The 21285-nt window shown below is 67.0% G+C and carries 19 protein-coding genes and 2 pseudogenes; 12 read left to right on the top strand and 9 right to left on the bottom strand.

Going from position 1 to position 21285, the window contains the following annotated elements:
- The first annotated feature begins 5 nt into the window (after positions 1-5).
- Entirely contained in the window at positions 6-338 is a 333-nt protein-coding gene (locus ACYVD7_RS10800) for a cupin domain-containing protein (protein WP_460762857.1), read from the top strand.
- A 298-nt stretch (positions 339-636) separates the two neighbouring features.
- On the opposite strand, the gene ACYVD7_RS10795 is transcribed toward ACYVD7_RS10800, so the two are convergent.
- Complete coding sequence (locus ACYVD7_RS10795; protein WP_460762855.1) at positions 637-1077, bottom strand: hypothetical protein; 441 nt, start codon at positions 1075-1077, stop codon at positions 637-639.
- 367 nt (positions 1078-1444) lie between these two features.
- Positions 1445-2350: a LysR family transcriptional regulator gene (locus ACYVD7_RS10790; protein ID WP_460762853.1), complete on the bottom strand. Its 906-nt coding sequence runs from the start codon at positions 2348-2350 to the stop codon at positions 1445-1447.
- 112 nt (positions 2351-2462) lie between these two features.
- Between ACYVD7_RS10790 and ACYVD7_RS10785 the strand changes: the two genes are divergently transcribed.
- From ACYVD7_RS10785 to ACYVD7_RS10770, 4 genes are all read left to right on the top strand, one after another.
- Positions 2463-3326: a pirin family protein gene (locus ACYVD7_RS10785; RefSeq protein WP_460762851.1), complete on the top strand. Its 864-nt coding sequence runs from the start codon at positions 2463-2465 to the stop codon at positions 3324-3326.
- A gap of 143 nt (positions 3327-3469) precedes the next feature.
- On the top strand, positions 3470-3871 hold the full coding sequence (locus ACYVD7_RS10780) for an OsmC family protein (protein WP_460762848.1): 402 nt from the start codon (positions 3470-3472) through the stop codon (positions 3869-3871).
- A 24-nt stretch (positions 3872-3895) separates the two neighbouring features.
- Complete coding sequence (locus ACYVD7_RS10775; protein ID WP_460762845.1) at positions 3896-4297, top strand: OsmC family protein; 402 nt, start codon at positions 3896-3898, stop codon at positions 4295-4297.
- 229 nt (positions 4298-4526) lie between these two features.
- Positions 4527-5078, top strand: coding sequence for an NADPH-dependent FMN reductase (locus ACYVD7_RS10770; RefSeq protein ID WP_460762843.1), 552 nt, complete (start codon positions 4527-4529; stop codon positions 5076-5078).
- Between the two features lie 103 nt (positions 5079-5181).
- Here the strand turns inward: ACYVD7_RS10770 and ACYVD7_RS10765 are convergent, their stop codons facing one another.
- The 3 genes from ACYVD7_RS10765 to ACYVD7_RS10755 all read right to left on the bottom strand — a co-directional run bounded on the left by ACYVD7_RS10765 (position 5182) and on the right by ACYVD7_RS10755 (position 7400).
- Entirely contained in the window at positions 5182-5466 is a 285-nt protein-coding gene (locus tag ACYVD7_RS10765; protein ID WP_460762840.1) for an acylphosphatase, read from the bottom strand.
- A gap of 87 nt (positions 5467-5553) precedes the next feature.
- Positions 5554-6129: a TlpA family protein disulfide reductase gene (locus tag ACYVD7_RS10760; protein WP_460762837.1), complete on the bottom strand. Its 576-nt coding sequence runs from the start codon at positions 6127-6129 to the stop codon at positions 5554-5556.
- 2 nt (positions 6130-6131) lie between these two features.
- A complete protein-coding gene (locus tag ACYVD7_RS10755; protein WP_460762834.1) occupies positions 6132-7400 on the bottom strand; it encodes a YihY family inner membrane protein in 1269 nt (422 codons plus the stop codon).
- 206 nt (positions 7401-7606) lie between these two features.
- On the opposite strand from ACYVD7_RS10755, the gene wrbA reads away from it, so the two are divergent.
- The 5 genes from wrbA to ACYVD7_RS10730 all read left to right on the top strand — a co-directional run bounded on the left by wrbA (position 7607) and on the right by ACYVD7_RS10730 (position 11431).
- Positions 7607-8197: an NAD(P)H:quinone oxidoreductase gene (gene wrbA / locus ACYVD7_RS10750; RefSeq protein WP_460762831.1), complete on the top strand. Its 591-nt coding sequence runs from the start codon at positions 7607-7609 to the stop codon at positions 8195-8197.
- Positions 8194-8577 (top strand): DUF2069 domain-containing protein, encoded by a 384-nt coding sequence (locus tag ACYVD7_RS10745; protein ID WP_460762828.1) that lies wholly within the window; start codon positions 8194-8196, stop codon positions 8575-8577. The genes wrbA and ACYVD7_RS10745 overlap by 4 nt, the downstream gene beginning before the upstream one ends.
- 201 nt (positions 8578-8778) lie before the next feature.
- A complete protein-coding gene (locus tag ACYVD7_RS10740) occupies positions 8779-9264 on the top strand; it encodes an asparaginase domain-containing protein (protein WP_460762825.1) in 486 nt (161 codons plus the stop codon).
- Between the two features lies 1 nt (position 9265).
- Positions 9266-9610, top strand: a complete 345-nt coding sequence (locus ACYVD7_RS10735; protein ID WP_460762822.1) for a DUF488 domain-containing protein — start codon at positions 9266-9268, stop codon at positions 9608-9610.
- Positions 9611-9796: 186 nt separating this feature from the next.
- Complete coding sequence (locus tag ACYVD7_RS10730; protein ID WP_460762820.1) at positions 9797-11431, top strand: NAD(P)/FAD-dependent oxidoreductase; 1635 nt, start codon at positions 9797-9799, stop codon at positions 11429-11431.
- A gap of 232 nt (positions 11432-11663) precedes the next feature.
- Here ACYVD7_RS10730 and ACYVD7_RS10725 read toward each other — a convergent pair.
- The 3 genes and pseudogenes from ACYVD7_RS10725 to ACYVD7_RS10715 form a co-directional block, all read right to left on the bottom strand.
- Positions 11664-11894, bottom strand: a pseudogene (locus ACYVD7_RS10725) (proprotein convertase P-domain-containing protein); the annotation flags it as partial.
- A 132-nt stretch (positions 11895-12026) separates the two neighbouring features.
- Positions 12027-13766 (bottom strand): annotated as a pseudogene (locus tag ACYVD7_RS10720) (S8 family peptidase); the annotation flags it as partial.
- 746 nt (positions 13767-14512) lie between these two features.
- Positions 14513-16408 (bottom strand): S8 family serine peptidase, encoded by a 1896-nt coding sequence (locus ACYVD7_RS10715; RefSeq protein ID WP_460762818.1) that lies wholly within the window; start codon positions 16406-16408, stop codon positions 14513-14515.
- Between the two features lie 473 nt (positions 16409-16881).
- Between ACYVD7_RS10715 and ACYVD7_RS10710 the strand changes: the two genes are divergently transcribed.
- The gene (locus ACYVD7_RS10710) at positions 16882-19740 is read left to right on the top strand and encodes a winged helix-turn-helix domain-containing protein (RefSeq protein WP_460762815.1); all 2859 of its coding nucleotides are present in this window, start codon (positions 16882-16884) and stop codon (positions 19738-19740) included.
- Between the two features lie 251 nt (positions 19741-19991).
- Here ACYVD7_RS10710 and sufT read toward each other — a convergent pair whose 3' ends face one another.
- Entirely contained in the window at positions 19992-20549 is a 558-nt protein-coding gene (gene sufT, locus ACYVD7_RS10705) for a putative Fe-S cluster assembly protein SufT (protein WP_460762813.1), read from the bottom strand.
- 251 nt (positions 20550-20800) lie between these two features.
- On the opposite strand from sufT, the gene ACYVD7_RS10700 reads away from it, so the two are divergent.
- Positions 20801-21235, top strand: coding sequence for a hypothetical protein (locus ACYVD7_RS10700; protein ID WP_460762810.1), 435 nt, complete (start codon positions 20801-20803; stop codon positions 21233-21235).
- Positions 21236-21285 lie beyond the last annotated feature (50 nt).

The raw sequence follows: 21285 nt of genomic DNA, 5'->3' as shown, positions 1-21285 counted from the left end.
CCGCCATGCATCGGGGCAACCTGTTCGCCGACGCCAGCGCGCCTGCGCAGGGCGAGCGCTTCGAGACCCTGCTGTCCCATCGCAACCTGGTGATCGAACGGATCCTCACCTCCGGCACGCCGGGACAGGACGAGTACGTGCAAGCGCAGGACGAATGGGTGGTGTTGCTGCAGGGCGATGCCGTGCTCGAAGTCGACGGCGCGTCAGTGCAGCTGCAGTCGGGCGACTACCTGTTCCTGGCCGCCGGCGTGCCGCACAAGATGCTGGGCGCGTCGCAGGGTGCGCTGTGGCTTGCAGTGCATTTGCATGGTGCAGCACCAGACGGCGAGCCGGGATAGGACGGTGTCCCGGGCGTCCCTGAGGAACTCCGAACAAGTCCTTACGCTGTCATCCCGAGCGCAGCGAGGGATCTGTTTTTCAAAGCGAAACAGCAGATCCCTCGCCGCGCTCGGGACGACATCTGATTTGCCCGGACTTCCGGAGCTCTTCCGTCATCCCCGCAATAGCGGGAACCGATTGCCTTTCACAGCGACAAGCCCGCCATCGGCGGGCTTGTGCATCACCGGGTCGACCTGATCGCACCACCCTCCGCTTGCAGCGCGAATCCCGTGCCGGACAACACCGCCTGCCGCGCAATTACTTGAACACAAGCTCCCGGACCATCATCTCGCCCATGAGGTTGCGCATCACCACGCGCTTGCCCGAGGCTTCGTCGGCCTGCTTGTAGTTCATCTTCATGACCTTGGCCATGATCGGTTCCATCTTCTCGGTCATGCCATCGAACGCCGCCATGTTCGGGTAGCTCACCACCAGGTACATGTCCGGCTCGTTGGGGTTGTGGGCTTGCGCGCCGTAGACGTGGTACTCGGTGACGATGCCGGCAGCCTTGGACTCTTCCATGACCCGACGCCAGTTCTGGCCGAGGAACTCCATGTAGTTCTCGAACTGGCCATCCACGATCTTGACGGAAGTGACGATGGTTACGCCCCCTTCCGTGTAGGGGCGCTGCTGCGCCATTGCCGGGAATGCAGACAGGACAATCAGCAGCGACAAGCACCACGCGTTCACTCGTTTCATGACGGCCTCCTGGGCGAAGTGGCCGCGCGGCGACCGCGCGGACGTGACCGGCGGATTCCGCCGATCGCAACCAGCTGAACGCGCGCGTATTCGCCGAGAGGACAGCCATTCGCCGCCTGCACCCATCGGGGTGAGGCCTCGGTCAAGCGGCTTGGCTTTCTGCGGCGCAGTGGGTCACCGCCGCATCCCCGCATCGAAATTGCGGTCGCCGCGTAGGGCGGGTCTCGACCCGCCGCCGACGTGCCCACCACCCCACAACCCACCACCAGCCGCTTCCGCCACTGCACCGACAGCACAATGCAGATCGGTCCAAAGCGATTCCCGCCTTCGCGGGAATGACGAGCCGGATCAGCGAAGCCTCAACACCCTAGTCGTCCGGCAACGCCGCAAACCGCGCCACCAGGAAATCGATCAGCGTCCGCACTGCCGGCAACAGGCCACGCCGCGATGCATAGACCAGATGGATGATCTCGCTGCGCGGCGCCCATCCCGGCAGCACGTGCACCAGTTCGCCGCGTTCCATGTACTCGCCCGTCACCATCTTCGGGAGCTGCACCACGCCGACACCGGCGAGCGCGGCGTCGCGCAGCGTAGACATGCCGCGGGTGACCAGTCGCGGCTGGTGGTGGATCGCCATGTGCGCGCCCTGCGGACCGTGGAGGTCCCAGAGGTGCTGGTTCTGCGGCAGGCCCAGTTCCATGCTCGGCAGGCGCATCAGCTCGGCCGGGGTCGCGGGTGCGCCCATTGCCGCCAGCAGGGCGGGACTGGCGACCAGGCATTGCCGACGCTCGGCCAGCACGCGCAGCACCAGTTCCGAATCCTCCAGCGGCGGCGGCCGCACGCGCAGCGCCAGGTCCAGGCCCTCGCCGATCACGTCCACGCGCCGGTTGGTGGCGTCCAGGTGCAGCTCGACCAGCGGATAGTCGCGCAGGAAATCGGCCAGCATCGGCCCGACGCTGGCATCGAGCAGGGTCACCGGACACGACAGGCGGACCACGCCGCGTGGCTCGGCATGGGCGCGGCGGATCGCATCTTCGGCGGCGTCGGCTTCGACCAGCATCGCCCGGGCGTGGGTGTAGTAGGTCTGGCCGAGTTCGGTGACCGCGAAGCGCCGGGTCGAACGCTGGATCAGCCGGACTCCCAGCCTTTCCTCGAGCAGTGCGATGCGCCGGCTCAGCTTGGACTTGGGCACGCCCAGCGCCCGACCGGCCGGGGCGAACCCCGCGTGGTCGACCACCTGGACGAAGTAGTAGAGGTCGTTGAGGTCCTTCATCGTTCACCCAGCAGGACGATCTGACTGAATTATGCCGGCTACCGGGCAGTTCGTCCCGGAAATAGAGTTGTCGCCAATCCGGAACACCCCGGTCCCATTTCTGGAGCAAGCCATGAAGAAGGTCATTTCCACCCACAGCGCGCCCAACCGGCATTGGGTGGGCGACGGTTTCCCGGTGCACGGGATGTTCGGCTACAGCGGTCCGGACGTGCCCCAGCGCAGCCCGTTCCTGATGCTCGACTACGCGGCTCCCACGCAGTTCGATCCCACCCCGCACCGGCGCGGCGTCGGCCAGCATCCGCACCGCGGCTTCGAGACCGTCACGATTGTTTACGACGGCGAAGTCGAGCACCGCGACTCCACCGGCAATGGCGGGGTGATCGGACCCGGCGACGTGCAGTGGATGACTGCGGGCGCCGGCATCCTCCACGAAGAGTTTCATTCGCGCGGGTACGCCGAACGCGGCGGCCCGTTCGAGATGGTGCAGCTGTGGGTCAACCTGCCCGCCAAGGACAAGATGGCGAAGCCCGGCTACCAGGGCATCACCGATGCGCGGATCCCGGCGGTGCCGCTGGCCGATGACGCCGGCCGCGTGCGGGTGATCGCGGGGACGTTCGAGGGCTTCGAAGGTCCGGCCAGCACGTTCTCGCCGATGAACGTCTGGGACGTGCGCGTGAATGCGGGCAAGACCGTGCAATTGCCGCAGGAAGAAGGCTGGACCGTGCAGGTGGTGGTGCTGGCCGGCACCGTGGAGGTCAACGGCACCGTGCTGCGCGAGAAGCAGATGGCGACGCTGTCCACCGACGGCACCGGCGTTGCGATCGAAGCCAACAACGACGCCAAGCTGCTGCTCCTGGCCGGTGAGCCGATCGACGAGCCGGTGGTGGGTTATGGGCCGTTCGTGATGAACAGCCAGGCGCAGATCGCGCAGGCGATCGCCGACTTCAACGGCGGCAAGTTCGGCCAGATGCAGTAGTCCGCAAGCGCCGGTCCGTTCGGGCCGGCGCTGCTCGCGCGTGGCACCACGCCCCGACGCGACGGGTCGTCGCGTCGCCGCCGCATTCCCTGCAGCATTCCGATCGCGTAGCTTCGCAGGCAGCGCCCTGCGCAGGAGTCGCCATGAAGAAGGTCAACATCGCCTCGGTGCTGTCCACCGACACCCACTATCTGCACCACATCCACGTCGGCCATTTCGACCTGGACACCGACGAGCCCAAGGCGCTCGGTGGCCAGGGCCAGGCACCGGCGCCCTTCGACTACTACCTGGCTTCGCTGTCGGCCTGCACCGCGATCACGCTGCGCATGTACGCCGAAAAGAAAGGCTGGAACCTGGGCGAATTCCGCGCGGAGCTGGCGTTGAGCTTCGACGACGACGGCAAGGTGCACGTGCACCGGACCCTGCATTCCGACCAGCCGCTCAGCGACGAACAGTGGGGTCGATTGCTGGAGATCGTCGCCAACACGCCGGTGACGAAAGCGATGCGCGAAGGTGCGGTGATCACCAGTGAACGCGGCGCCTGACCATCCATGGGAGAAACAGCGAGCATGAGCACCGTTTACGCCAGCAGCGGCACGACGCACCACACCGTCACCCTTACCGACGACCTTGCGCACAGCTGGTTGGGTGACGAGCCCGCCGACAAGGGCGGCGCCAACCTGGGCCCCGACCCCACGCGGCTGCTGCTGTCGAGCCTAGGCGCATGCACGGTGATCACGCTGCAGATGTACGCCACGCGCAAGCAGTGGCCGCTGACCGGCGTGCAGGTCGAATTGCAGTTCAACCCGGCAGGCAAGCCGTCGAGCGGCACCGACATCACCCGGCGCATCGTGCTGCAGGGCGATCTGAGCGAAGAACAACGTGGGCGGCTGCTGCAGATCGCCAATGCGTGTCCGATCCACAACGTGCTGGTGGGTGACGTGCGCATTGATACGGCGCTCACGGGTTGAAGCGCGATGCCAAGACTGCAAGAACAAGACTGCTTGAATCTGCATCGCCCTCAACTTCAGTTCCGGCTCGGGCCTCTACCTGGCCTCGGCGTTCGCCTCCGGACAATTCAGATGTCATCCCGAGCGTAGCGAGGGATCTGTTTTCGCGGCGGAATAGCAGATCCCTCGCTGCGCTCGGGATGACGAACTTCCCGGGCCAACAGGACCGCATCAACACCTAGGAAACCCCATGACAAGAATCCTCGGCATCTCCGGCAGCCTGCGTGCTGCCTCCTTCAACACCGCGCTGCTGCGCGTCGCGCAATCGGTCGCGACCGCTGACGTGCAGCTGGACATCGCCACGTTGCATGGCATCCCGCTCTACGACGGCGACGCCGAAGCGCGCGACGGCCTGCCGCCGGCCGTGGTCGCCCTGAAGGACCGGATCATCGCCAGCGACGGCGTGCTGCTGGTGACGCCGGAGTACAACAACGGCATCCCGGGCGTGTTCAAGAACGCGATCGACTGGTTGTCGCGTCCCGGCAGCGACATCCCGCGCGTGTTCGGCAACCGTCCGTTCGCGGTGATGGGCGCATCGCCGGGGGGCTTCGGCACCATCCTGTCGCAGAACATGTGGTTGCCGGTACTCAAGACGCTCGGCACGCGTCACTGGTCCGGCGGCCGGCTGATGCTGTCGCGCGCGGGACAGGCATTCGACGCGCAGGGTGGGCTGCAGGATGACGCGACGCGCCAGCAGCTCGCGGCGTTTGTTGCTGGATTCGCTGCGTTCGCCGCGAAGTGATGTGCGGTTGGCACCGGCGTTCCGCGCGAGATCCTATTTCCGATCCGGACTCCCGGTCAGCTCGCAGTCGCCGGCCGGCGCGATAGGCGGAAGCAGTCGACCGCTATGCGATGTCGAAACCGTCGGCGTCGCCGGCCGCAGCATCGCGAGGATCGATATCGCTGCGCTCAACGTCATCGACGCGCGCCATGGGCGGCCCGCGCTGCAGCCATCGGGCCAACTGGTCGATGGCGGCAGGTTCGCCAACGGCCAACACTTCGACGCTGCCATCGGCGAGGTTGCGCGCATGTCCACGCAGGCCCAGCGCATCGGCCTGCTCGCGGGTGCTGGCGCGGAACCAAACGCCCTGCACCTTGCCCTTGACGATGAAACGCGCGGCCACGGTCATGGGACCCCCGCGACGCATCTGCGAATGCGATGCTCGAACGGCCTGCTCATGAAGCCATGCTCATGAAGCGGGCCCTGGCAAGCATGCTCAGCCCGCCTTCGGACCGCCGGCGGTGGCAATCACGCCTTCGATTTCCTTTGCCGAGATCGGGCCCATGAATTTCTTCACCAGCTTGCCGTCCGGACCGATCAGGTAGGTCGTCGGCAACCCGCGTGGCGTGGCGAACGATGCCGGCGGCTCGGACGTATCGACGATCGCGATCGGATAGGCGACAGGATGTTCCTTCAGGAACGCCTTGATGTCCTTGGGCTCGGAATCGTCGTAGGCCAGGCCGATCACTTCGATGTGTTCGCGCATCGTGTCGAGCGCGGACAGGTCGGGCATTTCGGCGACGCAGGGGCGGCACCAGGTGGCCCAGAAATTCACCACCACCCACTTGCCGCGATGCTGCGCCAGGTCGAATTGCTTGCCGTCGATGGTGGCGACGCGCAGCGCGGGCATGTCGGCATCCATCGACTGCGGCGCGTGCTGTCCTGCGGGCGGCGCCGGTTGCGCCGTCGTGGCGGCAGGCGTCGCCGGCTGCGCGGGCGCCTCCTGCGTGCGCTTGCAGGCCGCGAATAACAACGCGACGGGCAGCAGCAGGGCGAAATAACGCAGGGGCATGGTCAATCCTCGTGATCGGCGTGGATGGTGGAGACGCGACGCTTGAGCAGCGCGCGCAGCGGCACGCGCAGTTCGTCGATCGCTTCCACGGCTGCGTGGCCGAGTGAATCCTCGCGGCACGGCAGGTGGGCTTCGGCAATCGGGATGCGCAGCTGGCAGGCTTCGTACAGGTCGGCCATCGTGAGATCGTCGAGGTCGCGCGCCAGCAGCCACTCACCATCCTCGGCACGGCGCACCACGTTGATGTCCGACAACTGCGCGAGCATCTGCTGCACCAGCGCGTCGGTGAGCATGGGTTCGATCTGCTGGATCTGGTCGCTGTGCAGGCCACGGCCGCGCTTGCGGGCTTCGTTGAAACGGGCCAGCAGGCGAATCAGGCCATACATCTCGTAGCCGAGCGGCAGTCGCATCGCGGCGGGCTGGTAGCGGAAAGCGGAGATCGACGACGCCAGCGACGCACCCAGCAACACCGACACCCAGCTGAGATAGATCCACAGCAGGAAGATCGGCACCGCGGCGAGCGTGCCGTAGATCTTCGAATACGACCCGAAGCTCGCCAGGTACAGGCCCAGCCCCCACTTCACCGACTCGAACACCATCGTCGCCAGGAACGCGCCAGCGACCGCGTGGCGCCACTGGATCGTGCGGTGTGGCACGACCTTGTAGATCGCCGCGACCGCGGCCATCTCGATGAGCATCGGCGCAACCTGCAGCATCGCGCCCTGCAGCAGGCTGCCCGCAGCGGTCTGGAACACTGCCAGCGCGAAGAAACGCGCGGAGATGGCGAGGCTCGCCGCCGCCATCAGCGCACCGAGCGTGAACACGGTCCAGTACACCAGGAACCGGCCAAACTTCGGCCGCGCGGCCTGCACGCGCCAGATGCGGTTGAAGGTGGTTTCGATACTGTTGAGCGTGATCAGCAGCGACACCACCAGCGCGATCACGCCAGCCGTGGTGAGCTGGCCGGCATTGGCGGAAAACTGCTTGAGGTAGGTCTCCACCGAACGCGCCGCCGACGGCACGAAGTTGGCGAAGATGTAGTCGCTGAGCCGATCGCTCCACACGCCGAACACGGGGAACGCCGACAGCACCCCGAACACCACCATCGACAGCGGCACCAGCGCGAACACCGTGGTGTACGACAGCGCACCCGCCGCCTGGAACAGGCGGTCGTCGAGGAAGCGCTTGGCCAGGAAGCGGAAGAACGTCTTGACCCGCGCGCGATCGCGGATGCGGTCGGTCCAGCGATTGAGAGTATCGAGGGGCTCCATCGGCCGCAGGGTACCCGATAGGGTCTGGCGATGGGGTATCCGGATCGGATGCCTCATGCTTACTGGGACATGGCACCACGGCCTGTCACGCGAGGCGTCGGCACCGCGTGTGCTGCGCTCGTGCGTGGGCGTCCGCAGTCGGGCCGCGTATCCTGTCCGCCCTGATGGATCCGCTCCGATGGATCTGCCCTGATGGAGCCCGCGCGATGCCCGAAGTCCTCGTCCTCTACTACAGCCGTGGCGGCTCCGTCGCGCGCCTGGCGCGGCAGATCGCGCGCGGCATCGGCGAGGTGGAAGGCATGCAGGCGCGCCTGCGGACGGTGCCTCCCGTCGCCGCGGTGACGCAGCAGGCGGCGCCACCGGTGCCGGACGAAGGTGCGCCTTACGTGGAGGCCAGCGACCTGGAGGAATGCGTGGGCCTGGTGCTCGGCAGTCCGACCCGCTTCGGCAACATGGCCGCGCCGCTCAAGCATTTCATCGATGGCCTCGGCAGCCAGTGGGCGAGCGGCACGCTGGTCGGCAAGCCCGCGGGGGTGTTCACCTCGACCGCAACGATGCACGGCGGCAACGAAGCCACCCTGCTGTCGATGCAGGTCCCGCTGCTGCACCACGGCTGCGTGCTGGTCGGCATTCCGTACACCGAGGCCGCGCTCAACACCACGCAATCGGGCGGTACGCCCTACGGCGCCAGCCACGTCTCCGGATTGAAGGACGACCCGCAACCCAGCGACGACGAAGCCGTGCTGGCACGTGCGCTGGGGCGTCGCGTTGCCACGATCGCGAGGAAGCTGGCATGAGCGGGACCGGCAAGGGCGAAGCCGGCAAGAGCACGGGCGACGTCGCTGCTTTCGTGCGGAATTCGCGTCGCGTACTGGTTGCGGTGCTGGTCGCGCTGGTCGGGCTGTTCCTGTTCTGGTTCGGCAATGATTCGACGGCCGCGCTGGTGGTGTTCGCGGCGCCGCCCGCGCTGCTCGCGCTGGCCGCGCTGCGCGGCTGGCGGCAGGCCGGCTTCTGGTCGGGCGTGCTGGCGTTGGGATGGTTCAGCCACGGCATCATGGTCGCTTGGTCGCGCGCGCCCGAACGCATGTTCGCCACGCTGGAGATCGTACTGGCGCTGATAGTGGTCTTTGCCGCCAGCCTGCCGGGGATGCGCGCACGGTTCGCGAAGAAGCCGTAGGGCGGGTCTCGACGCCGTCGCCGCATCGCAACCCGCATCCCCAATCCGATCGCCAGCCGCTTCACCCACTCGATCAGGCCAGTTGGTGGCGACCCACTGGGGGGCACCGGTTCCCGCCGCACGCAGCCTGTCCCCCGGGCGACGGCGGGCCAAGGCCCGCCCTACAATTCGTCCCATTCCCCCACAGGCAGCCTTCACGCCATGGACAAGCTCTGCGTCGTCACTACCGGCGGCACGATCGACAAGATCTACTTCGACGACAAGTCCGACTACCAGATCGGCGAACCGCAGATCGGCAGCATCCTGCGCGAACTCGGTGTCGCCTTCGAGTTCAGCGTGATCCCGATCATCCGCAAGGACTCGCTGCATATCACGGAGCAGGACCGCGAACTGATCCGCGCCGCCATTGCCGCGCAACCCGCGGCGCACATCCTGGTCACCCACGGCACCGACACGATGGTGGAAACCGCGCAGGTGCTGGCCAGCCTTACCGACAAGACCATCGTCCTCACCGGCGCACTGAGTCCGGCGCGTTTCCGCGGCTCGGATGCCGAGTTCAACGTCGGTTGCGCGGTCGGCGCGGTGCAATCGCTGCCGCCGGGCGTGTACATCGCGATGAACGGCCGCGTGTGGGATCCGCGCAAGGTGCGCAAGAACGTCGCGGCCAACCGTTTCGAAGCGATCTGACGTGGCGGCGCCGCGGCTCAAGCGCGTGTACGACGCAGCCGCGGACGATGACGGCCTGCGCATCCTCGTGGACCGGTTGTGGCCGCGCGGAATCAGCAAGGACAAGGCGCGCGTGGATCGCTGGATGAAGGACGTCGCGCCCAGCGACGCGCTGCGCCGTCGTTACCACGCACAACCGGCCCTGTGGGAGGAATTCCGCGCGGCGTACGCGGCGGAACTGACGGGAAGCACGGCGCTGGAGGAACTGCGCGGACTGATGGGTGGCGGACGCGTGACGCTGCTGTTCGCCGCGCGCGATGTCGAACGCAACAACGCGGTTGCGCTGGCGGCGATCCTCGGCGGCTGACGCCGCTACGAGGCGAACGCGCGGTGGCGGCTTCGCGCAGTCGCCGCACAGCCCTGAAATGCCGAACCCAGCGCACTTGTGCTGACGTCAAATCACCTCGACGTCGCGGAATCGGGAACGGCCACGCCATAATCGACGTCGGTGCCCGGCCCCTGCCTAAAATGCCGCATCGAAATGGGACCCGCCATGCTCCGCCTCACCGACCTCAAACTCCCACTCGACCACCCGGAGTCCGCGCTGCGCGACGCAGTCCTGGCGCGGCTCGGCATAGCTACTGACGAACTGACCGGTTTCACCGTCGCCAAGCGCAGCTACGACGCGCGCAAGCGCGGGGCGATCGTACTGATCTACTCGGTGGACGTGGAGACGCCGCGCGAAGCGGAATTGCTGCGGCGGCTGCAGGAAACGGACACGCCGCATCACGTCATGCCGACACCGGATACGACGTACAAGTTCGTCACGCGCGCACCGGACAACCTGCCACTGCGTCCGATCGTGGTTGGGATGGGCCCGTGCGGGTTGTTCGCGGGGCTGGTGCTTGCACAGATGGGCTTCCGGCCGATCATCCTGGAGCGTGGCAAGGAGGTGCGCGAGCGCACGAAGGACACGTGGGGATTGTGGCGGAAGAAAGTGCTCAATCCGGAATCGAACGTGCAGTTCGGCGAGGGTGGGGCCGGCACGTTCTCCGACGGCAAGCTGCACAGCCAGATCGGCGACAAGCTGCACCACGGGCGCAAAGTGCTGCGTGAATTCGTGCTGGCCGGCGCGCCGGAGGAAATCGAGGTCGTCAGCAAGCCGCATATCGGCACGTTCCGGCTGGTGTCGATGGTCGAGCACATGCGCGCGACCATCGAGTCACTGGGCGGCGAAATCCGCTTTTCGCATCGCGTCGATGACCTGCTGGTCGAAACCGATGCCGCCGGCACGCGTCACGTCCGCGGGGTGACGTTGGCGAACGGAGAACAGCTGCGTGCAGACCACGTCGTCATGGCGCTCGGGCACAGCGCGCGCGACACGTTCTCGATGTTGCATCAACGCGGCGTGTTCCTCGAAGCCAAACCATTCTCGATCGGGTTCCGCATCGAGCATCCGCAATCGCTGATCGATACCGCGCGCTTCGGTCCTCAAGCCGGGCATCCGTTGCTCGGCGCGGCCGATTACAAGCTCGTGCACCATTGCCGCAACGGGCGTTCCGTCTACAGCTTCTGCATGTGTCCGGGCGGCACCGTGGTCGCGGCGGCGAGCGAGCCGGGGCGCGTGGTCACCAACGGCATGAGCCAGTATTCGCGCAACGAACGCAACGCCAACGCCGGGATCGTGGTCGGGATCACCCCCGAGGATTACGCGCCCTACGGCGAGGGGCCGTTGGCGGGCGTGGCCTTGCAGCGACATTGGGAAAGCAGTGCGTTCGTGCTTGGCGGTGGCGAGTACGAAGCACCGGGGCAGCTGGTCGGTGATTTCCTCGCCGGCCGTGCTTCGAAGGAATTCGGCTCGGTACTGCCGTCGTACAAACCGGGCGTACGCCTGGGCGACCTGGGCCATGCGTTGCCCGACTACGCAATCGCCGCGGTCCGCGAAGCGTTGCCGGCGTTCGACAAGCAGATTCGCGGCTTCGCGATGCACGATGCAGTGCTGACGGGCGTCGAGACGCGTACCTCGTCGCCGCTGCGCATCACGCGCGGCAGCGACGGCCACAGTCTCAATACACGCGGACTGTTTCCCGCCGGCGAAGGTGCGGGCTATGCCGGCGGCATCCTGTCCGCGGGCGTGGATGGCATCAAGGCCGCTGAAGCGGTGGCATTGAGCATCACGGCGCGGTGATCGACAAGCCGCGCACCGGTTCCCAAGCCTGCCTTCGCGCCGTGGACGTAGCTCTGCATCCACCGGCCGCACGATCGACACGATCCACCAACGACAAGTCTGATTACCAGATCGGTGAGCCGCCGATCGGCCGCATCCTGAAAAAACCGGCGTCGCCTTGCCACCCGCCGCAATGAAGAACCCCCGGCACCAGGCCGGGGGCTCGCTTGCATCGGCTTGGCTGAAGCAGAAGTCAGAAGGTAATCGACCAGCTGTTGATGTAGCCGGTATCGTTGGTTGCGTTGTCAGTGACGCGCAGCTTCCAGGTGCCGTTGAGCAACTCGCTGGAAGCGTTGACCGTGTAGGTGGCATTGACGTTGTCGGCGCTGTCACTGCTGCTGTAGTCCTTCAGCAGGTACAGCGAGCCGTCTGGCGCAACCAGCTGCACGCGCAGGTCGCCACGGTAGGTGTGGACGATGTTCACGTTGACCGACGCGTTGCCCGGTGCGTTGCCGCTGCGACCGGACACGGTGACCGGACTGTCCACCGTGGCGTTGTCGTTGATGGTGTAGTCCGAGGTGTTGCTGTAGGTCTGGGTCGTGGTGCCGCCACCGGTGTAGCTGCCGGTCAGGCTGACACCGGAGAAGCTGGTGTAACCGTGCACGAGCACGTAGTAGGTGCCGGCCTGGGCCGTGGTGATGCTGCAGGTCTCCGCCGTGGTGCTGCCGTCGGACTTGCAGTCGTAGGTGGCGGTGGTCGGCGCGCTGCCGTACCGCACGTAGATATCCGCATCGCCCGAACCGCCGCTGGTGACGAACTTGAGATTGGTCGCACCGGCCGGGACCGATAGCGTGAAGCTCTGGTCGCTGCCGGCCGCGCCGCACAGGTTGGTCTTCGCCACGCCATTGCCCAGCGCGCCAGACTGGCTGGTGCAGCTGCTACCCGATACCGCGTCCAATGCGGCCTTGGCGTTGATGATGCCGTTGCCGATCGGCTGGTCGATGCTGGCCGGGAACGGTCGCAGGGTGTTCTTGAGCGTGCTGAGCACCTGCGCCGGCGTCAACGTGCCGCCGGCCTTGGACTGCATCAGCGCGACCACGCCGACCACGTGCGGCGTCGCCATCGAGGTGCCGGACATGTAGCTGTAGCCCTCGGTCGACGGCGTGGTGGTGCCGGTGTTGATGGTCGAGAAGATGTTGCTGCCCGGCGCGGCGACGTCGATCATGCTGCCGTAGTTGGAGAAGCCCGATCGCTTGCCATAGCGGTCGGTCGACGCCACCGTGATCACGTTGGCACAGCTGGCCGGCTGGTAATACGACGCGTCGTCGTTGTCATTGCCTGCGGCGACCACCACGGTGGTGCCGCGGTTGACGGCGGTGTTGATCGCGTTCTGGTAAGTCGATGAGCACGAGCCCGATCCACCGATGCTCATGTTGATGACCTTGGCCGGATTGGCATTCGCCGGTGCACCGCTCACGCTGCCGCCCGCTGCCCAGATGACACCGTCAGCAATGTCCGAGAGCGAACCGCCGCACTTGCCGAGCACGCGCACCGGCACGATCTTCGCCCCGTGCGCGACGCCAGCCACGCCCTTGGCGTTGTTGGAGACGGCGGCGATGGTGCCGGCGACGTGGGTGCCGTGCCAGCTCGAGTTGCCCCCCGACGCGCCGGTGCCGCAATCGCCCGCGGCGTGGAAATCGCCGGCATCCGCAGCGCTGGAATCGCGACCGGTACCGTCGCCCGCGTTCCACGAATCGCTGATGAAGTCGTAGCCGGGCAGGACGTTGGCGCTGAGGTCACTGTGCGAGGTGATGCCGGTGTCGACCACCGCGACCACCACGCCCGACCCATTGCTCACGTCCCAGGCCTGGTCGGCGCGGATGCCGCCGGTGGTTTCGAAGTAATGCCACTGCTCGCTCGCGTAATAGCTGTCGTTGGGCGTCATCAGCGCGTGCAGCATGACGTCCGGCTCGACGTATTCGACGCGCGGATCGGCGGCGATTTCGCGCATCAGCGCTTCGGCCTCGACGCGGTCGAGCTTGCGACTGGCCTTGACCAGGTCGGCACCGACCGCCAGGCGGCGCTGGTACCCCAGCACGACCGATCTGCCGCCGGCCTGGACGGAGCGCTGCAGCGCTGCCTTCGCCTGGCCGACCTCCTTGCGCTGCGCGGAACCGTCGCGGTAGCGGACGATGAACTTGTCATAGCTCTCGTTGGCGCGCATGCCGCTGAGATTGACCTGGCCGGCGAGCGCGGGCGCGGCGAAAGCGGAAAGGGCCATCGCGGTGGCGGTGGCGAGGATGGAAACCTGGATCGACTTCTTCACGATGTGTCCCCTGTCTCTTGTGGCTTGCATACGGGTGGGAACCGGCGTTCGCGCCGGATGGAATTGCGTTGCTGGCCCGAGAGGAAACCGCTCCAGTGCTGGGCATCCGGACCGGTGCGCCGATCGGTGGCCGCCGTCGACGATTCCCGGTGTACGCAGCCGCCACCGATCGAAACTTCGTTGACGCACTCAAAAACTTCTCAAATTGACCTCTAAACGGGACGAAGCGCCGGTTTTGAAACGAGTTCGCAATCACTACGTGGTAGTGGCGGAGCGCTCACCGGGCAGCCATCACCCGATTCCGGCTATTTCCGTCGCGGCTCGACGGCGTACAGGGCGGTTTCGCTGCACTGCAACGCAGGTGTGCGCGAGGAAAGAGCGATGACGGTCACGCGTGATGCCAACGCGACCGCATCGGATTCGGCTGACGACAGTCGTGTATTGACGGCTGGAATGAAGTCGTGGCGCCGCGCCGCGGCCGCACACCAGGCACTGCACGCTGGCGGGTTACGGACCCGACGCGGTTTCGTTTACCCGACGCCTACCCGCGCCGCTGCACCAAGCGACGATCAGGAGCGCGCGGGATAGGCCGCAATGCCGGCCCCAGCCGTCGACGGGCGATCCTGCCCCGGCGCTTGCGACGGGGCTATCGCAATGCGCTTGCTCCGCCAGGCCACGAGTCGCCGCACATGAAAAAGGCCCCGACTTGCGCCGGGGCCCCGTGCTTCCATGCAGGACGTCCGTGTCCTCTGTTCAATCCGCGAATGCGGAGTTGCTCAGAGCGAGAGAACCCACGAATCGATGTAGCCGGTGTCGTTGGCGGCGTTGTCGCTGATGCGCAGCTTCCACGTGCCGTTGCGCTGCTCGGTGGACAGGTTCACCGAGTACGTCGCGAGCACGTTGTCGGCGCTGTCGCTGCTGCTGTAGTTCTTCAGCAGGTAGGTGGTGCCATCCGGCGCGACCAGGTCGATGCGCAGGTCGCCGCGGTAGGCGTGCTTGATGTCCACGCTGACCTGGGCGCTCGACGAACCCGCGCCCGTGGCGGAAATGGCGATCGGGCTTTCCACCGTGGTGTTGTCGCCGATCGTGTAGTTGTTCGTGTTGCTGCCGGACACCGTGCCGCCGCCACCGGCGCTGTAGCTGCCCGTCAGGCTGGTGCCGCTGAAGGTCGCGTAGGCGCTGAGCAGTACGTAGTAGGTGCCGGCCTGGGCGCTGGCGATGTTGCAGGTTTCCGCCGTGGTGCTGCCGTCGGACTTGCAGTCATAGGCGGTCGTCGACGGCTGTGAACCGAACTTCACGTACAGGTCGGCGTCGCCGCTGCCGCCGGAGGTGACGAACTTCAGGCCGCTCGCACCGGCGGGAACCGTCAGCGTAAATCGCAGCTGGGCGCCGGTGGCGCCGCACAGGTTGCCGGAGGCGACACCGTTGCCGAGCGTGCCGCCGGTGCTGTTGCAGGCCGGGGCGCCACCGGACAGCGAGTACAGCAGGCGATTGGGCGAGCCCACCGGATCGGTGACCTTGTTGGTCGAGGCATTGCTGGCCAGCGCATTGGCAACCTGGGCGGGCGTGGCGGTCGGGTTCGTCGCCAGGTACAGCGCGGCGACGCCGGCCACGTGCGGCGATGCCATCGAGGTGCCACTCATGCTGGTGCTGCCGGTATCGCTGCCGTAGGACGCCGAGGTGATCGACGAACCCGGCGCGAAGATATCCACGCACGATCCGTAGTTGGAGAACGAGGAACGCGCGTCGGACGAGGTGGTGGAACCGACCGTGATCGCCGACGAGGCGCGCGCCGGCGAGTAGTTGCAGGCGTTGTCGTTGTCGTTGCCCGCGGCCACCGCCACGGTGACACCCGAGGCGGTGAGTCGCGCGACGGCGTCGTCGGTCGCGGTATCGGCGCCACCGCCCAGGCTCATGTTGGCCACGGCCGGGCTGATGTGGTTGTTCGCGACCCAGTCCATACCGGCGATGACGCCTGAGTTGCTGCCCGAGCCGTTACAACCCAGCACGCGCACCGGATGCAGCTTCACGCCCTTGGCGATGCCCCAGGTGGTGCCGCCGACAGTCCCGGCGACGTGGGTGCCGTGGCCGTTGCAGTCCGAGGCGTTTCCGCCGCTGGTGACGGCGTCGTAGCCGTTGCCGACGCGGCCGGAAAACTCCGAGTGGGTCAGGCGCATTCCGGTGTCGATGATGTAGGCGTGCACCGAGGAGGCGGTGGTGTCGTAGGTGTAGCTCCCGCTGAGCGGGCGATCGCGCTGGTCGACGCGGTCGATGCCCCAGGTGGCGTTGGACTGGGTGGCGTCGGCGTAGACCACGCCGTCTTCCTCGACGTAGGCCACGCGCGGATCGGCGAGCAGCTTCTTCAGCGACGCCGCGTTGGCCTTCACCGCAAAGCCGCGCAGCACGGTGCTGTAGGCGTGCTTGAGCTGGGCACCGTGGGCGCGCGCCATCTCCTGTGCCACGGCCGCGGCCTTCGGCCTGGGCCGGGCGGTGCGTTCGTTGGACAGGGCGGCGGCATCATCCTTGAGCACGACGATGTACTGGCCGCTGATCTTCTGGCCGGATGCGTGGCGCAGCTCGGCAGCGTGGCCCGTCGGGATCGCCAGGACCGTGGCCGCCGCCAGCAGGGAAACTTTCAGCCTGGATCGCTTGTTCGAGGGCGCGGACTTCACGGGCAGATCCTGCATGTCGATGGATGGCCGATCGCTTCTCGACGTCCCTCGCGAGCAGCGGCTGCGGAGTTGCGTATTTGCGTTTCCGGAAAAGAAAGCCCCGCCCCGGACAGGTCCGGGGCGGGGCCGTCGACCGGTGGGCCGCCGTTCGACAGGCCGATTTAGGCCTGCCGAGTCCGCTATCGACCATTCCCTGCCACTCAAAAAAATCTCAATTCGCGTTCTTAACCGCGTTTTTGATCGATTTCGCTAACGTTCCGGTAACAGGAACCGGCTAAACGCGCGTTGCCTTATTCGCCCAGGGCATTTGAGGCGACCGGATCGCCTTATTACTTCATACCGCGGAAGTGTGAATCGTTGCACTGCAGCAGGGCGCTGACGCCGGCCAATATAGGATTCGCGCTCCGCCGGGTACGAGTGAAGCGACTTTGTCCGTTCCGATCCACCAACGCTGGCCCGCAGGGACGCGGCAATTGCAGATCGACGACGTGCGCGTCGACCTGCGCTATCGGCGCGTGATCCGACCGGACGGCGAGATGGAATTGCCGCAGCGGATGTTCGACCTGCTGCTGGTCTTCCTGGCCGAACCCCACGTGCTGCACAACCGCGCCGACCTGTTCACACGGGTGTGGCCGGGCGTGATCGTTGAGGACGCCAATCTCTCCCAGAGCATCTGGATGCTGCGCAAGGCCCTGGGGGAATCGCGCAAACACTGGATCCGCACCGTGGCCAAGGGCGGCTACGTACTGGAACCTCCGGGAACGATCGAGCCCGTCGTCGACGCCGCGGCACACGTCGATGCCAGGCCGCTCGCATCGTCTATTCCTATTAGTAATGAGTCGCCAGCCGCTTCGACGCTGGCCGAGCCCGGGTCCCACGACGCGTCGACGGTGCCCGCCGCCGTGCCGGACGCCCCCCGGACGCGCCCCTTCCCCTGGTTGCGACGGGTCGCGTTGCCCATTCTGCTGCTGGGCGCGGTCGGCGGCGTGGCGTGGCAACTGGCATCGCAACGACCCGGGTCGCCGCCGCCGACACCCATCGTGGCGACGCCACAGATCGCCATCGCACTGGTCAACGTCACGGACAAGGCCGCACCGGAAGACGCGCGTTGGCCGGCGACGGTGCTGCGCGCATGGCTGGGCTGGAAGCTGGGCGCGCTGCCGGAGGTGACGCTGCTCAACGAAGCGCACCTGGCCGCCGATTCGGAAGGCCTGTCGCCCACCGTCGTACAGCTCAGTTCCAGCGTGGATCCATCGCATCCGCAGCGCATGACGCTGGAGGCACGGTTCACGCAGGATGGTCGCGACCAGCGCATCGAGCGCAGTGGTACGCGCGCGCAGATGCCGACCCTGGTCGACGAGCTGTCGAACCAGCTGCTGGCGCGCCTGCTGCCAAAGCGCACCACGGAGAAATGGCCCGCCTTGAACCTGGACGTGCAGGTTGCGCCGCTCTACGCCAGCAGCGTGGACGCGGTGGAACGACGCGACTGGCCCAACGCGACCAAGATGCTCGACCAGGTGACCCGGCAGTCGCCGAAGTTCGGGCTGGCGCGGTTGCAGCTGGGCGGGGCCCTCGCCCGCCAGGCCAGTGGTTACATCGCCGTCGAACAGACGCAGAACGCCATCGACCTGCTGCATCCCGTGCCCGCCGACGTGGCCGAAATGCTCAACGCGACCCTGCTGGGCCGCGACCCATCCAAACACGCCGAATCCGCGCAGGCCTGGGGCCGGTTGGCGCGGCGGCATCCGGGCAAGGTCGACTACGTGCTGGAGCAGGCCCGCAAGCTGATCCGCGCCGGTCAATCGACCGAAGCGTTGCGCCTGCTCAACCAGCCCTACCTGGACAAGCAGCCCGTCGGCTACCGCCTGACCCGACTGCTCAACATTTCCACCGCCCACCTCAACATGGGCGATGTGGTGCGGGGACGCGAGTTCGCCCAAGCCTCCGAGCGGGTCGCCCGCAGTGCAGGCAAGGGCTGGGAGCTGGAGCTGGGCGAGGCATTGCTGTTGCGCGCGCAGGCCGACCAGGCCCAGTTCGGGGAGGACGCCGATCTGGCCACCTACGAACTCGCCGCGCAGCAATTTGAAAGCGCCGGCGACACCCTGGATGCGCTGTTCGCGCGTTACCTGGCCGAATCCGGCCAGGCCGACGCCGGCTCCCTGCAGCACCTGGACGAACTGCTGGCGCAGGCCAGGGCGCGCGGGTTCCGCAACCTGGAAGTCGACATGCTGCGTCTCACTGCCTTTCGCTATTACAGCCAGGGCGACATGGAGGCTTATCGCGCCCGGCTGGAGCAGGCCCTGGCGACTGCGTTGAGCCTGGACGATCCGGTCACCCAGCAGTCGCTGGAACTCGACCTGGCCAACGAGGATCTCCTGCGTGGCCGGCTCGACAGTGTCCAGCACCACCTGGCCAGCATGCAGGCACGCCGCCTCGAGGGCGGCGAGCAGGTCGAAGTCACGCACCTGAAGGCGGTGTTGATGTTCATCGACGGCGACCTCAAAGGTGCCCAGACGGCCGTCGAAGACGCCATCCGTAAGCAAGCCCTGCCCGGCGGCAGGCTCCCGGTCGCAGCCACCCAGCTCGCATGCGTGCACGCCGACTTGCTGATGAACCTGGGCGACGCACCGGGATCGCGCAACGAGTGGACACGCTGCGCCGACGGCGGACAACCGGACCTGCGACTGCAGAGCCAGATCGCCAACGGCCTCATCGACATGCTCACGGGCGAACGGACCTCGGCGCTGCAGACGCTGGCGCAATCGCACAAGCAGATGTCGCTCACGCCCGACGGTCCGGATCGCTGGTTCGGTGAGATCTGGCTGGCGAGCCTGGACACCCGCGTCGGCGATCCGGTCGCCGCGCAGCGCACCCTCATGCGCGTGCTGCCGCTGGCCGAACGCAGCGGCTACGGCTGGATCGCCACCCTTGCACGGGTCGCCCTGGCCGAGTCCGCCGCCGCCCGCGGCGACTGGGCGGAAGCCGATGGCTGGGTCGCCAAGGCACGCCAGGAGCCAGTGTCCCGGGTCTGGGTGGCGCGCTCGCGCCTGGACCTGGTCGAAACGGCCTCGGCGATGGCGCGCGGCGACCAGGCCACCGCCAACACCCTGCTCGCCGCCGTCCACCAGCAGGCCCACGACAAGGGCGACATCGGCAGCCAACTCGAAATCCACAGCCTGATGCGACCGGGCACCACGCTGGGGCAATGCGACGACGCGCACCGCGCTGCGCTGGTTGCCCGCACCGGCATGCGCGGCGCCACGCTGGACTGGTTGCGGGCCGGAATCAACGCCGATACGCGCCAACGGGCGAACCAGCTCCAACTCCACTAGGAAGGTCCGGGTAATTGCGCCATCCCCGCGAATGCGGGAATGACGGGCAAGAGGTGATTTGTTCAGACCCTGGCTCGTGGCGCCGGCAATGCACGGCGTCACGCTGGGTCGATGCACACAGGGAGGCTGCAGGCCTGGTCGATGCGCTGTGGCGCACACGGGGCTGGTCACGCGATCTGAAGGCTCGACACCGGCTGCACCGCAGGCGCAGCGGACCAGGCCACGGGCCGATCGCTCGCTGCGCTGTGGTCTTACAGCATCCCGGTTTCGAGCCGCGCGACTTCCGACATCATGGCGCGGTTCCACGGCGGGTCGAACACCAGTTCGACGTCGGCTTCCGCGACCGTGGGGATCATCTCCAGCTTGTCGCGGACATCGGCGACCAGGATGTCGCCCATGCCGCAGGCCGGTGCGGTCAGGGTCATGCGGATTTCGACCACGCGCTGCCCGGCCGTATCCGGATGCGGCTTGACGCTGGCTTCGTAGACCAGGCCCAGGTCGACGACGTTGATCGGGATCTCCGGATCGAAGCAGGTGCGCAGCTGCCGCCACACCAGTTGCTCGACGGCCTCGTCATCGGCGTCCGCGGGCAGTTCCAGCGGCTCGGGCGGTTCCTTGCCGATGGCGTCGGCATCCACGCCGGCGATGCGGAACAGGTTGCCTTCCACGAATACGGTCCAGCTGCCGCCCAGCGCTTGGGTGATGTAGCCGACGCTGCCCGCGGGCAGGCTCACCTTCTCGCCCTGGGGGACGAGGACGGCGGCGCAATCGCGCTCGAATCGGACCGGTTCGCTGCTGCGGGAGTACATGTTCGTCGGTGTTGCCTTGGTGTCGGAAAGATCGGGGCGAGCCCGTGCTGCAACAAGGGCGGCTGCAGCAAGGCCGGAATTCTACGTGGTTGCCGCCCTGCGGGGTCCGCCGCGGGCGTTGCGAGCGTGCCGTTCGCCGCGAAGCAGTGTTGCGCACGCGCACCCGCGCCACCGCTTCAGGCCGCAGCGACCCGGAGCGCCGCACTTGCCGCGCGACCGCGGATACCCGAACCGCTAGACTTGCCGGCTTCATGCCTGCCTCCCCCACACTTCCCTCACCGCAGCGCCGCTGGCTCGCCCACTCCTACCGGCTGGCGATGCTGCTGGGCGCCTGCGCCGGTTTCGCCGCGATCTGGGTCGTGATCGCCTGGACCAGCAATCGCCAGTGCGGCTGGCTGGCCGTGCTGGGCGCCTTGGATGTCGCGTGGATGCTGCGACTGGCCGGCTGGCCACGCGGCTGGCGTCGCGCCCTTGCCGGCGTGGCCGCGACCGCCGCGATAGTGGTCGTCGCCAACTGGTGGATCATCGCCGCGCAGGTCGGCAGCATGCTGGGGTTGCAACCGCTGGAATCGGCGCTGAAGCTCGGCTTCCACTACGGATGGCTGATGGCGCAGTTGGCCAACAGCACGTTCGACATCGCGATGATCGCGGTGGCGCTGGTGGTGGCGGCGCTGGCGTCCCGATAGCGGCGCGAGCGCGGCGCCCGCGAACTGGTCGCGCCCCGCACGTGCAGGCA

It is taken from the genome of Lysobacter fragariae, from assembly GCF_054779775.1.
This window is presented reverse-complemented; position numbering and strand designations above follow the sequence as displayed.

Bases quoted from the DNA above. Each gene is read 5' to 3' on its own strand.
- ACYVD7_RS10765 (WP_460762840.1), bottom strand. From the start codon at position 5,466: ATGACCGTGGCCGCGCGTTTCATCGTCAAGGGCAAGGTGCAGGGCGTT.
- ACYVD7_RS10760 (WP_460762837.1), bottom strand. From the start codon at position 6,129: ATGCCCCTGCGTTATTTCGCCCTGCTGCTGCCCGTCGCGTTGTTATTC.
- ACYVD7_RS10745 (WP_460762828.1), top strand. From the start codon at position 8,194: ATGAGCGGGACCGGCAAGGGCGAAGCCGGCAAGAGCACGGGCGACGTC.
- ACYVD7_RS10780 (WP_460762848.1), top strand. From the start codon at position 3,470: ATGAAGAAGGTCAACATCGCCTCGGTGCTGTCCACCGACACCCACTAT.
- ACYVD7_RS10740 (WP_460762825.1), top strand. From the start codon at position 8,779: ATGGACAAGCTCTGCGTCGTCACTACCGGCGGCACGATCGACAAGATC.
- ACYVD7_RS10755 (WP_460762834.1), bottom strand. From the start codon at position 7,400: ATGGAGCCCCTCGATACTCTCAATCGCTGGACCGACCGCATCCGCGAT.
- wrbA (WP_460762831.1), top strand. From the start codon at position 7,607: ATGCCCGAAGTCCTCGTCCTCTACTACAGCCGTGGCGGCTCCGTCGCG.
- sufT (WP_460762813.1), bottom strand. From the start codon at position 20,549: ATGTACTCCCGCAGCAGCGAACCGGTCCGATTCGAGCGCGATTGCGCC.
- ACYVD7_RS10700 (WP_460762810.1), top strand. From the start codon at position 20,801: ATGCCTGCCTCCCCCACACTTCCCTCACCGCAGCGCCGCTGGCTCGCC.
- ACYVD7_RS10795 (WP_460762855.1), bottom strand. From the start codon at position 1,077: ATGAAACGAGTGAACGCGTGGTGCTTGTCGCTGCTGATTGTCCTGTCT.
- ACYVD7_RS10790 (WP_460762853.1), bottom strand. From the start codon at position 2,350: ATGAAGGACCTCAACGACCTCTACTACTTCGTCCAGGTGGTCGACCAC.
- ACYVD7_RS10770 (WP_460762843.1), top strand. From the start codon at position 4,527: ATGACAAGAATCCTCGGCATCTCCGGCAGCCTGCGTGCTGCCTCCTTC.
- ACYVD7_RS10800 (WP_460762857.1), top strand. From the start codon at position 6: ATGCATCGGGGCAACCTGTTCGCCGACGCCAGCGCGCCTGCGCAGGGC.
- ACYVD7_RS10775 (WP_460762845.1), top strand. From the start codon at position 3,896: ATGAGCACCGTTTACGCCAGCAGCGGCACGACGCACCACACCGTCACC.
- ACYVD7_RS10730 (WP_460762820.1), top strand. From the start codon at position 9,797: ATGCTCCGCCTCACCGACCTCAAACTCCCACTCGACCACCCGGAGTCC.
- ACYVD7_RS10785 (WP_460762851.1), top strand. From the start codon at position 2,463: ATGAAGAAGGTCATTTCCACCCACAGCGCGCCCAACCGGCATTGGGTG.